This window comes from Polynucleobacter sp. MWH-Spelu-300-X4 (assembly GCF_018687515.1).
In the GTDB taxonomy this organism is placed as follows: Bacteria; Pseudomonadota; Gammaproteobacteria; order Burkholderiales; family Burkholderiaceae; genus Polynucleobacter.
Window position 1 is genome coordinate 1,393,977 of record NZ_CP061294.1, and the last position, 14,664, is coordinate 1,408,640.

General features: G+C 45.8%; 1 protein-coding gene (cut by a window edge). It reads right to left on the minus strand.

Features of this window, described 5'->3' with window-relative positions; genetic code table 11:
* A protein-coding gene (locus tag ICV01_RS07225) for an autotransporter-associated beta strand repeat-containing protein (protein WP_251369422.1) crosses the window boundary here: on the minus strand, positions 1-14,435 show its 5' portion. It extends 4,702 nt beyond the left edge of the window; only the first 14,435 of its 19,137 coding nucleotides appear in the window; it begins with the start codon at positions 14,433-14,435; the stop codon falls past the left edge of the window.
* Positions 14,436-14,664 lie beyond the last annotated feature (229 nt).

Here is a 14,664-nt window from a genome sequence, read left to right on the forward strand (position 1 = left end):
ACTGTTAATCCATTCCAAGTGGTTGATGTTGCACCGCCACCCGCCCAAATATGCCCACCATTGGTGGTGTACGTACCAGCTAGCGTTGTGCCAAAGCCATTACCACCATCCGACTCAGACCAGAAAATAATATTGAGCTTACCAGCACCTATTGCCGACTTAACAACAAGGCTTGAATCCCAAAAATCAATACGCGCAGTAGATTTTAAAGTCAGGGTTGAGTCTAATGCACCATTCTTTTGAATAGTTAAACCTCTTGCCGTAATCGTGCCAGCGTTATCAATCATTGCATCACCAGTAAATGTCATACCAGTAATCGTATTCACTGCTCCGATACTAAGGGCTTGATTATTTTTAATAGAAAGTGAGCCAATACCACTAGTTGCAATCGTGCTAAAGGTATTGCTTGCATTCGTTGCAGTGTAGCTACCCGCACCGATAAACGCTACGCCATAACTCGCTGCGCCAACAGCACCAGACAATGTCATGGTGCCTGCACCACCAATATATGAAGCAGAGCCAACAGTAATCGCACCGGTATAAGTCGCTGCATTCGTCGTACTTGAGTTAATCAATGCGCCGTTGTTACCAACGCCATAACCATTAATTGTTAGGGCTTCAACTGTTCCTAAAGTGAACCCATTCAGATCTAATGTACCGCCAGCAGAGATAGTAGTGCCGGCTGCCGTTGTGCCTAGTGGTGTATTGGTTGCATCTCCAGCAACACCAAGTCTTAGCGTACCGCCACTAATCGTTGTGAGTCCGGTATAAGTGTTGGCGGCAGAAAGTGTTTGTGTGCCTGCACCAGATTTTGTGAGGGCAACAGGGCCAGCAATCACACCGCTAAAGTCATAGCTACCACTCGCATTGGTAATAGCAACCGTACTGCTTGAGGTCACTGTAATACCAGCATCAGATGTATCGGTTAAACCACCAGCGCTTAAGGTGACGGAAGCAGCCGTGATGCCCGTCGTGCCATTATAGGTGCCAATATTTAATACGTTGGTTGTCGTAAAGCTTAAGCTACCTGTACCAATGTTTGCTGCCAATGATGAAATTGCGTTGCTTGCGCTATTCAATGTATAGCTTTGATTGTTGCTTAATAAGGCCAGACCATAAGCGGTCATTGCGCCTGTGATTGAAGGCGCTTTAGCTTTAATAGAAATGTAGCCGCTGGTTGTATTAGCGGTCACTGTACCGCTCCAGCTGATACCAGTTGTGGCAGCACTTGCAGGGTTAGCAGAATCTGCAATCGCAAAGTATGGGGCTGGGCTACCACTAACTACATTGCTTACAGCATTTGCAAGCGTTGTGACGGTATCCAGTTTTGAACCTTGGAACGTCACCGAACCGTTGACCGCAGAAACAGCCCTAGAAATTGAATAAATACCGTAATCAGTCGTGGTGGCGCTCGAAGTATAGCCAGACAAAGTCACATTACCGTTACTTGATGTTATTGACCCAATATTTAGGTAAATACCATGGCCAGCAGTTGCATAGCCGATGATATTCACATCAGTTCCAGCAGACACCGAACCATACCAAGCATCTTGGTAATACGCGTAATTTTGCCCGAGCGCAGAAACGGTTACTGAACCTAGAGTGGCGGTAATTGGTAGACGAATGATAGCGCCACCATAAGAAGCGGCATTGCTTAAACCACTCATCACGATATTGCCAGTTTCAGAGGTGATTCCACCGCCAGTCCCAGTGGCATAGGTGAGATAAAGACCAATGCCTGACGAAGAAACCCCTTTGAGCGTGATATCACCCTTAGCTTGAATCGTCACACAACCGCAATAAAGGGTAATACCAGCAGAAATGTTCGCCCAGTCAGTAATCGCACCGGCCGCATGATTCGCATAACCCGTCATGCTCACTGCACCGTTATAGCTTCGAACCACTTGCGCACCACCCCAAAGGATGATGCCATGTCCTTGCTGATTAGCTGTACTTAAACCAGCCGCAGCACCATTGGCATTAACAGTAATATCACCATAGGCAATAATCTTTGTGCTCGTACCATCCAATCTTAAAGCAGCACCATCAATCGCATTATAGGTAGAGGTCGAGTTAATCGTAATTGAGCCGCCGGCTGTTGGCGTGGTCGTATCATTACCCGCCACCAAGCCACCGCCAGATATGTACATACCATACCCTACTGCCGCAGTAGCGGTAATATTAATATTGCCAGCTGTTGATTGAGTGAAACGGCTATCAATTTGGTAGAAAGACCAACTAGCATTACCGCTACCTGTAATAGCATTAATGATCACATCGCCAACTGCTTTTACTTGTCCAGAACCTACGAACCTCACACCATTATCAGTCGTTAAAGCAGTTCCATTTAGAGTCATTGCCCCGTACGAAATTAAAGATCCACCATTTAGATAAATACCCTGTTGTGAGGCTCCTGTAGCGGTAATGCTTAATGTGCCACCAGCAGTGGGTGTAGCTGTTGGCGTGGCCGTATTGCTAGTTGCATAAATACCGCCTGTAGTATTGGTATATAAACCACCATTCGTACCACTCGCAGTAATCGAGATATTGCCCGTTGACGCTGAATTAGCCTTAGTCGATTGAATAAAGCTATTGTCATACATCGTTAGACCCCAAGAACCTTGAGTCCCACTAATTGTAATATCTGAAGCCGATTGCATTTTAGCGCCTGTGCCATGCATGTAGAACGCATGCTCACCAATAGCGGTTGCCGTCACCGAGATTGCGCCAAAAGCCACTACTGAAGATGTATCCTGGCGCAAGCCCTTGTAACCAGAGGTATTGCCAGTCGCATTGATGGTAATAGTACCGCCAGAGATCATGCTCGTAAATGTGGTGCTATTACCAGCAGCAACCGTTTGCGAACCTAGATACATCCCGTTGCTACCAGTACCCGTCAGGCTGATATTGCCACCCGTCGACCACACGGTGCCATTTCCAAGATACAAACCCCATCCACTACCGCCACTTGCACCGATACCGCTAATCGTAATATCGCCACCCGCTTTAATCGTGGTACCACCGTTATAAATCAAAACACCATAGTAACCAGAATCAGAAGTACGACCCATCATGGTGATAGCGCCAGCACCCGCATCAATCGAGCCTGAGCTTACAATCGTGATGCCATCAACGTTATCCTGATAGCCCGGCACCCAAATAGCGCCATTCCAACCAAGCCAGTCACCGCCAGAATTTGAGGCATAGCCTGCTATACAAGTTTTAGCGGCCGCACAACCTGTAGTTATGTCACCTGTACCACCACGTAAAGTAATATTGCCACCATAAGTGGCAATGCTAGCTGTACTAGCAAGCAAAATCGCGCCGCCACCGGTGTTATCCACATCAGAATATAAATTGACCGTCAGCGGTTTGCCTGAAGCGCCATTAATTGCCTGATTAATCATGATATCTTTACCGGCCATGATGGTCAGGGTATTGCTACCAGCACCATTGACGGTGATACCACCACTGGCACTATACATATACACATGTTCTGACGCTTTAATTAGGGTAGTACTGTTTGCGCCTGTCACAGTTAGAGATCCCGTGGAATCATCCATGTAAATATCAGCTGATGTACCACCCATCGCCAACAAAGTCACATTACCATTTACGGTTAGATTACTTCCAATTTTAATATTCTGCGTATTCGCTAAAGAACCGATGCTTAAACCACTAATACCTGTAATTGCAAACCACCCTGTATTTACACTCTGACCGAAACCTGTGGTTGAAGCACCAGAAGCATCCCAAGTGAATGTGCCTGTAGTTTTAATTGTAGGATTGATACCACTAAAGTAGTACTTGTCATAATTGATAGTGAGGTTACTCGAGCTACTTGCTACATAACTTGAACCTGTTTTTGAGCCAAGCGCCCAAGCGGCTTCAATTTGCCAAATGCCATTAGCAATACCTGCTGAGCCCGACAATGTTTGACCACCTAGTAATTTAATATCCCCACCATTGGCCAATATTTCTACGGCGCTTCTATAAACAGCGTCATAATTTGAGCCAGTATTTTTCTGAGACGTTAAGACACTAATGCCACCACCAACACCCGTTGCATAAAGATTAAGCGGGGAATTTGTCTCAACCTCTATACCCCAAGTATCGGCACTGGTGCCCGTGGCGATGCCAACCAATTTAATTGCATTTGCCGTGGTATTCGCTGAAGTAATCGTGGTGGCGTATGAGCTATTCAAGGCAAAAAGAATGCCTGAACCATAAGTAGAGGTATTCGTTGTTTGACTATAACCTTCAATGTAAATAGTGCCTGTACCAGAGTTAATTAACCCAGCACTATTCAAATAGTAAATACCAAAACCTGCCCCGCCGGTAGCAGCGCCGACACTCACAGCATAAGACTTACCTTTGATACTGATATTGCCGCCGCCAGATGCTAATGAAAGTACTTTATCAATCCGCACACCTTCAGTGAGTGTGCTGGCCGAACTACCTAAGGCATAACCAGTACCGCTGGCATCACCACCCCCAATGGTAATATCACCGCCTCGGGTGTTCACTGTTAAGCCTTCGCGAAGCATGATGTAACCATTAGTGGTTGTATCACCGTCTGTCGCGTCATCAATATTAGATGCGATGATTAAAGCGCCGCCCTGCGTATTTATCGTCGTTGACGATAACCCAGTATTTTTGATGTAGGTTTTAGACAACAAGCTCACACCATTCGTGGTTGATGTTGTCACGGTTAAGTTGCCGTTTAACTCTATCGCGTTAGAGGTAAGTGAAATCACACCCGCTGATGAAATGCCAGCGATGGTGTTCACCGTACCTACAGTTAATGTTGAATTATTAGTCACAGTCAGTGATGAAATACCAGTCGCAGCAATTGTGCTTAAGCTATTTGAGGTATTACTTAACGTGTAGTTACCACCATTCTTAAATGCCAAACCGAAGGTTGCTGAGGTGATCGCACCTGAAAGCGTTAGATCACCCGTGCTGCTAATAGTCGTATCAGCAGCCAAAGTTATAGCCCCTGGTAAAGTCAGAGCTGTTGATGTTGAGTTAATCAATGCACCATTACTATTTAAACCTGCGCCGCTTAAGTTAAAGGTATTAGCAATTGCGTAACCATTTAACTCTACCGTGTAGCCAGAGTTCACTGTCACCGTGCCTGTACCAAATGGGCCGTTGGTTACTGCACCAGCAGAGCCAGTAGAAGCGATACCTGCAATCAACATACCGCCAGAAACAGTAGTGCCACCTGTATGAGTATTAGCACCAGAGAGTGTCAAGGTGCCTGGCGCAGCATTCACTGTTAATTTATTCGCGCCAGAAATAACACCTGATAGTTTTGCAGCGATTGCATTAAGTGTCAGAGTGCCACTACCTGTGAAAGTATGCAAGCTATAACCAGTGGCTGTGCCAGTACCGACAGTCTCTGTGCCACCAGAACCTGCATCAGCGCCTAGGTAACGTACAATCACGACACCTGAGCCGCCGGCTGCACCAACACCTTCGTAGTCACCGCCGCCGCCGCCGCCGCCAGTATTGGCAGCACCAGCTACACCATTACCTCTATCCGCATTTGCACCAGTACCACCACCACCCAAGCCACCTTGACCTGCCCTTGCTACTGGCTGCGAACCATTGTTATTGTTCGCACCACCGCCACCGCCACCACCATAGTAAGTTGATGTGCCAGTAATTGAATTGGCAGCACCAATACCACCATTACCACCCATTGTATTTTGGCCAGTCAAACCATAAGCAGTGTTATAAGCACCCACCGTCCAACCTAGACTACCTACACCGCCAGCACCACCACCACCACCTGCACCTGTTGAACCACAGGCGCAAGCGCCAGCGGCACCCGCATAACCTTGTGTCGCAGTACTTGCTGCTGCGCCACTGTCTTGACCAGCGCCGCCACCAGAGGCCCCCGATTGACCAGCGGTAACAACTTGACCACCGCCACCACCGCCATATGCGATAGCGCTATTAAACGATGAATTGCCCCCGGTACCGCCATTTGATTTAGGCGCGTTGTTAGGTGAACCAGCCGTACCACCAGCACCAACTACCACCGCGTAGGTAGTACCAGCCAAGCTTGCTGATTGAGAAACAACGCCACCACCGCCACCGCCACCACCTGAACCACCGCCACCGCCGCCGACGATGAGATATTCCACATTGGTATCAAAAGCCACTGTGGCATTACCTGTTAGGGAGATGTTATTAGTTACCTCTGTAATCGCACGACCTAAAAGTAGCGTGCTGTTGTTGCCCAAGGTCAACGCACCCGCACCTATGGAACCATTGTTATAAACACCCAATGAGCCGGCTGTAACCGTTGTACCGCCAGTGTAGCTATTAGCCACAGCCAAAGAAACGGTACCTGTTTGACTTGCGCCATTAATGGTTAAACCAAAGCCGCCAGTAATAGCACCAGCGTAAACGAGCGCGTTTGTTGAAGTCGCCGCCAAGCCACTATTAGCCGTCATAGTGATACCACGATTCGGATTAAGAATCATGTTAGCTGTCGCTTGTAGAGCGCCACCACCAAGCGCGATTGAATTTGCAGTTACTGATGCTGGCACAGCCCCCAAATTAGCATCAGAACTAATCGATAAAATACCTCCATTAATTGCCGTGATACCTGTGTAAGTATTCGCGCCACTCAAGGTAGTAGTACCGGTACCATTTTTAGTAACAGTAGCGCCAGATCCAGTAATTACATGCGCAAAGCCTATATTGCCCGCGCCCATAAATGTGACACTTCCATTGAAAATAGATTTATAAGATGGTGTAGCACTTCCATCACTCATTGTCCATGTCACACCTGAAGTGACCGAATCAAAAATTGCGCCATTTACTCCTACAGTAAGACCCCGAGTAGCTGAAGAGTCAACTGTGTTAGTTGTGCCAGAGTAACGCAAAGTGCCACCATTAATTACTAAAGCACTTGCATCAAAATACCTTTGACCAAGCCCCCCTGTGCCAGCCCAACCCCAACTGGTCAACTCCAGGACCGCGCCTGAAGCCACAGTAGTTATTGCTGAGGCAGAGCCAGCGATGCTTGTTGAGTTATAAATTACACCAGTACTAGTAAGTTTTAAGGTGCCTGCATTGACATTAGTTGCACCAGAGTAAGTACTGCTACCACTGAGTGTTAAGGTACCTGCTCCTGTTTTAGTTAAACCCCCCACTGCTCCACTTATGTCAGCCATGATGCCACCATAAGTAAGTGTTTTAGCGCTAGCCACGTTAAAGGTGCCCCCATTTGCACCAAGGCTAATACCTCTATTTGTGTTGAGTGTGATGTCAGCAGTTGCGGATAAAGTACCGCCATTCAACACAAGCGAGCTTACAGTTGCTGAAGTTGGTGCTGTCCCTAAATTCGCATCCGCAGCAATTACCAAAGTACCGCCAGTAATAGTTGTGCTACCTGTATAAGTATTGGTACCAGATGGTGTCCAAGTGCCTGTCCCTGCTTTAGCGATACTCAATACAGTAGGCCCGTTATCAGCACTAGAATTGGCAATCACGCCACTGAACGTGCCTGTACCGTTGTCATTACCCACTGAAAGTGTAAGTGCTTTACCGCCACCACCTGAGGTGAAATCAACTGTACCGTTACCGGTGATCGTTCCTGCTTTAATGGTTGCGCCAGCCGACCCATAAACGCGCAAATAAGTATTAGCGCCATTTAGATAAATTGGTGAAGTTGTATTAATGGAAGCACCTTCAAGCCAGAAGTTACCGTAGTTGGTCACCGTCACCTGACCTGAGGTAGTGGCCGTACCTCTAAATATCATACGATTATTAAAGGTTGTGTTGCTGGTCGCACTGTTGACTGTCCATGTACCAGCACCTGAAACTGCGCCATCCAAAAATAAAACACTGGCGCTTGTTGCGTCGTATAGCACGTCAGAATTATTAGTAATGCCACCACTTAAGGCCATTGCAAAACCAGACGAAGGTGCAAACTTAAGCGTACCCGCATTGACTGTTGTCAAACCAGTATAAGTACTGTTGCCAGTCAGAGTTAAAGTTCCAGCACCTGCTTTAGTCAGCGTCATCCCGCCTGAAATGACCCCCGAAATACTACTTGCTGCAGTATTAGTGACGCTTAACGTACCACCATTGTAGATATTGATATTACTTGCATTTACTGCAGCGCCATTTACAGTGATGTTGCCTGTAGCCTTATTACCGCCGACAGCATTATTAAAATTAACATTGCCAGTGCCAGCATTAATATTCAAGCCACTCGCATTACCCATATAGGTTGTCGCCGCACCTGAAACAGTAAAGTTTTTAATTCCCCAAGCTTCATCTGTATAAGCACTATCCAAATTAGAACGGAGTGCCACATTAAGACTTGTTAACGCTGACGGAGTTGTAATACTAATTTTATATTTTTGATCATCCCATCCAGCGTTACCAGTAACATTTACCAAACCTGCCCCGATTGGCTGTATCAAGGTTGTATATCCGTTTGTTGTTTGACTAGCAGCCGTTAACATTTCTGTTGCCAAGACCCCAGTACAACACACAAAGCGACCTGTAAAAACATCATTACCGCCAATTTGCACGTAGAAGTACTCAGAATCCCAAGAATCCACACGGTAGAACTCAAATGCGATAGTTCTCGCAGCGCCGCCTAAATTAATCGCTCGATTGACAGTGCCGCCTGAGCCAAATAAACCAAGTATCGTGCCCCATGATCCTGCAGAATAAGTGCCGTTAGTACCTAAGGTCCAACCATCTGTTGTTGAAACCAAATCATCAAATAAATCTGACTGACGTAAATAAGAAGAAGCAGAATCGACACTGCCATTAAATGTTACCGTTCCACCACCTGTATTAATGGTGATATCGCCAGAATCTTTAGCTAATATTAAATTACCATTGAATGTAACGCTTCCACCAGTGCTACCAGATAGGCTTGTATCAATCGTAAATGCATTTTGTTGCAAGGAAATGGTGGCGGCAGTGAAAGAAATCGCTCCACCTCTAGTAGTGAGGCTGTTTTCAATACCAATATACCCAGTTGATGCATCAGCATTAAATTGCAACGCAAGTGGACCACCAGTTGATGTGATGGTATTGTTGACAAAAATACTATCGCCCGCGGTGAATGAGAAAGTGCCGGCACCTGTTCCCGTATAAGCAAGCGCTGAATTAAGCACAATATCTGATGTTGCGCTGATGGTCACACCTCCCGCTGAACTGACCGTACTAGCACCACTAAACATCACATTTTTCGCACTGACATTAATTTGATTTGCAGTGACCGCACCATTCACCTGCACACGACCGTTAGGTGCTGTGATGGTTGCGTTATTGATAGTCACTGGACCCGTCAAATTAACGCCAGCATTAGGCACGCCATTAAAGTAGTAGCCAACACCATTAGAAGCATCTCTTGAATTTGCACTAATCCAGTTACTATCACCCGATAATTTGAAAGCAACTTTCAAATTATCGCCGCCAGCATTTTCACTAAACATCGCATAGATTGGATAAGCTTGACCAGCCGTTAAGCTTGGCGTGTTACCAGTATTGTTTACACAACAGTTGGTACCATTCCAACTCGCTAGGAAACCTGGTGTGCTAGATGAAATGGGGTTCACCTCAACTTGTTTTTTAAGTTGCGCAATTGTTTGATTGGCAGCGCCCATAAATATCGCATTGCTATCGTCACCATTAATCTGGAATGTATATACCCCAGATACTTTAGGAACAAAGTAACCAGTAATACGATATGAGTAGGTATCATCACAAGAGCCGCTAGGACACACATCAATTGTGGTGCTAACAACAGAAGTTGTATTACCAGGCGCCCCAGAAACTTCAGAAGCCTGAACGTTTTGCGCGGTAGTAAAAGCAGTTAAATTGTTACCAACATAGCCATCAAATTTCTCAAAAAGCAAGCCATCAGAAAAACCAGTCGCAGTAGTGATACTACCGTTAATGGTAATACCCCCTGATGCTGATGCCACCAAACTAGCTATAGGATAAATGCCTCCGATAGCACCATTGAAAATAATTGAGCCAGTACCGGCATTAACTACTAGAGCACGAGGTGTTGTGGAAGAATCACTGTTAATCGCACCCGTGAATGTAACAATGCCAGCGGTTGTGGTAAATGTTTCATCTGCCGTGACGGTTAATGCGCCATCAAATTTGATATTACCAGATGTGCTAGTAGTCGTGCTATTAAGCGTGATGCTAGCCGCTGTCACCGTAATATTGCTACTACTAGAGGCGAGAGTTCCTTTGCCCCACGTACCATCGATATTAATACCAGTGCCGCCCGTACCGGTTATCGTGATATCGCCGCTGGCCGCATAGAGATTGATTGGATTCGCTTGAATTGAGCGGTATGCCGTGGCAGAAGTTGCACCACTTAAACTAATGCCACCTGTGCCACTCGCAATAAAAGTTGCTATACCTTGATAACCGGCATATGCACCAGTTGACGTCGTTGCACCAGTTACGGAAATTGCGACGGTTGCGGAGCTAGCCGATTTTAGTGTTGGCGAAGCGCCGCCTCCACCATAAGTGAACTCAATCCCATGCCCCGTGCCAACAGCTTGACCATCTACCGTGATCGTGCCGGCACCCGCATCAATAATTTGTGTTGCGCCTGAACTGTTACCTGAAATCCAAGCAATTCCAGGCATGCCATTTGCCGACTTACCTTTAATAACGACATTACCGCCACCACTATAGAATGCGATGCTATTAGCCACAGTGGTATATGCGGCTAACTGAACACCCGCAGCAGCTGTGCTTCCCCAAGTCGCCGTATTGCCACTTGGGGAATAAGCGTAGCCATTTGGGAGCCCTGTCAGACTGTCTGTCGCGCTACCGCCAGCCAAGGTAATAGCGCCGCCACCTGTAGACTGGTTAGTTAACCCATTAGCACTATTAAAAGTTACGTTTTCACGTACGCGAATATAGCCATCATTATTTCCGTCTGAATCAGCCCAAAGAGTAATGTTACCGTTATTGGTTTTAAGAGTTGTAGTAGATCCTAATCCAACAGTAATTGATCCTGTTGCTTTGAGCAAAATACTTGCGCCTGAAGCAGTGCTAGTCAAACTGGCATCATTGAGATAAATATTTGTCCCAGTAAGGCTAATCGGACCAGCGACAGATATAGAAGAGCTCAATACAATATCAGCGTTTTGACTATATTTATAAGCATTCAATGTTGTGCCAGCTGCAGGCAAAACTAAATAGTTACCATAGTTATTTCCCAACACCGCCATCGCATTAGAGCTAGTGCTTGGGTAATAAAAAGTCATAGCGCTCGATGAAGCATAGCTCGAAAAATCAATACCAAAATTAGAGCCAGCTGATGCACAACCAGAATCACAAAGCGCTACAGCCACTGGGCTCAGACCAAGGACCACTTTATCTGAAGTGAGCTTTAGATAATTGGTATAGATATTGGTTGTTTGAGCTGATGTTGTATACCAACCAAGACTGATACCAGCACAGGCAATATTGCTAGTACAAGAAGCATTCGTATTTCGACCAATAATCTCTAGAGTTGGAGCCCTAAGCACGGAGCCATTCACAAATACACCTAAAGCATTAGTGCCTGTTGCTCCAGCATCAACATAGCTGGACTCCCCAGCCAATAATAGTTTTCCAGTTGCTGACGTTGCGCGAAGATCAATCGTTGCTGAACTTCCCCAGCTAAGTTGCATACCCACACCCGCTGAACTAATGCCAAATAAGGAAATATTTCTACCATAAACAATAGAACCAGAATACATAGTGATGCCCGCATAGCCGCCAGACCCAGTAGTATTTTTACCTGCCATAACAACATCGCCACCAACACGTACATCGACGGCAGAGGAACCAGCACCGGATGTACCTAAATTAATAGCCGCATAATTTGCAGCCGTAGTAGCAGTATTAGCTAATGCGTAACAATTACTACAAGCAGAATTCCAATTGGATGAAGTAATGGTGGCAACATCTTGCCCTCCCATGTAAAGAGAACCTGTGCCTGTTGATTTAGTGTAGGTCGAGTTATTTGAAGTATTAAGCCAAATTTTTACGCCACCACTAACCGAGATAGCTCCACTAGCTAGAATGGATAAATCGTAATTAGTGTTGGTAGTGATATTACCTGTAATAGAAATATTGCCACTGCCTGCAGATCCACCACAGCTAACTCCACTACACGCAGTTGAAGTTGTTGAAACAATGACGTTACTGCTTGCCAATGCAGTAACAATAGTTCCTGCAAAAGTTGAATCAATCGTGATGTCATTTGGATCGATGAGCCACATACCACCGCGACCGGCATTAATGCTAGCTAGTAGATTTAATGTATGGCCCGAAGTTTCAATAAAACCGCCATTGATTGCATTAGCAATATCTAACTGATTACTACTAATAGTAGTTTGTGCATCTAAATTAGCGGACAAAGAAAAAGGCAATGTGCCGTTCTTCGCATCATTGCCTATGAGAATGGTTCCGCCTTGACTCCAACCTTGTGCATTAATTGTGGATGCAACGAGTGTTGTGGAGTTAGCGCCAGAAATGCCAATGCTGCCGCCACGACCCGTTGAGCCGTTCGTCTGAATTAAGCTATTTTGAATGTTGATGTCGCCAGAGTAACTCGATAAGGTGATTTGACCACCATCGTTACCATTGGCTTGCAGAGTTGCATTTTGGATAAAGATTGTCTGGGTATCGGTAAAGGTAATTGTACCTCCACGACCAGTGCCACCATTTGCCTGAACGTAACCTTGAGAATTAATCTCGCCAGTCAAATTAGATGTTACCGTAACCTCACCACCATCAGTTAAGCCATTAGCTTCAATTCTGGATCCAGAGCTTAACGTAACCTTATTTGAGGTAACGACAACCCTGCCACCGTTACCTATTGTTAAGTCAACCGCTATCGCTCCATAAAGGTTAAATACCCCAGCTAAAATATTAACTAATGGATTAGAGCCTATCCCAGTTATAGAGCCAAAAATGTTAACTGGTCCCTGAGCTATCACTGTTACCTGATTGGCAGCAATGTTACTTCCGGCAGCTAAAGTTACCGCACTAGAGTTAACTAAAACATTTAACAAGGATCCTGGTGCAGCATTAATCGATCCATAGTTAAAGAAAGTGCCGTCCGCAAATAAGCTCAAAGTTGTCGGTGTTGCTCCGGACTTTAGAATTTCAACCCCGGAAGCAATCGTCAAGTTACCAGACCCATTTTGAGTGCAAGTTCCCCCTGAACAAACATTACCGACCACTTGCACGGTCACATTCGAATTCTGCAACGCTAATGAAATAACCGCTGCTGAAGCAGCATCAATAGTTAAGTCATTAGGATCTAATAACCAAGTACCAGCTTTGCCTGCAGGAGCTACAGTACTTACCTTCACATTAGGTGCAATAGCTAAACTCTCATGAGAACTAGTCTCAATCAAACCACCATTACCTACACTAGAACCACCTTGAGCACTCAAGCTACCAGCCACGGTGGTTGACTTGTTTGACATCACCACAATCTTGCCGCCATTACCGGCAGTTTTTGCATTCGCTTGAATATTGCTACTAGCACCTAATTTAATCACATCACCATTCACGGCAATCTGACCACCGTTCCCAGAAGCCCCATTTGCATTAGCTTCGAAGACGCCAGCATTCTTCACAGTACCCGCAATAATTTCAATACGGCCGCCATTGCTGACCATGGATGTCGTAGATACACGTCCAGAGTTTTTGATGACAGACGCCATCAATTGAGCAGCTGAGTTCGCCGCGATAAAGACCGCACCACCTGGCGCCTCAATCAAGCGGCGATTGACAATGAGCGATTTATAAACCGATGCATCAACCTTCACGCTCACGAATTGATTGCCATTGAAATTCAATGTCACAACGCTACCACTCGCTAAAGCTACAGCACCATTACCAGTGCCGCCTTGCGCTGTAATCACTCCCTCATTACGCACCTCTGGCGCCATTAAAGCCACGTAATCATTGGCTTTAATCTGGCCGCGATTGGTCACTTTGCCTTGAGCATTCACACCACCCTTCGCGGTGTAAGTTGTCTTACCCGCCATGAATTCTTCATTACTTTGATTCATGGTCGTAGCAACTACAGCACCCGCGTCAACCTGAGCTGTTTTACCAAAAGTAACACCGTTGGTATTAGCAAAAATCACCGTGCCATTTGCTTGAACAGCGCCATCAATCTGTGAAGCTGAAACCCCCGTCACACGGTTCAATGTCACCGAATTCGCATCAGGCTGTTGGTACACCACTTTCGCTTGTGCACCTACGTTGTAAGAGCTCCAATTTACAACAGCACGCTGGGAAGACTGGACCACATTAAGCGTATTGCCATTTTTCGTAATATTGGCGCTCCCCGCTACAACTTGACCACCAGTTGGCAAAGTAGCAGACGTGACATTTTGCGCAAATGCAGGCACCGCACTCAATGCTAAAAAAACACCTGAGATCGAAACAAGGATACTCCCTGAAACACTTTTAAAATATGGCTTGTCAGGCAGCGTGAGGAAATTTTTGATTGCACAAAACCCTTGGCTAAACAGCCAATTTTTTCTTGCTACAGAATTTGCAAAAAAATGGTTTTGATTCATGATCATTCACATAGTCCTCAGACCCAAAAAATCTGAGGGAATGGAATGATAAAAGAAA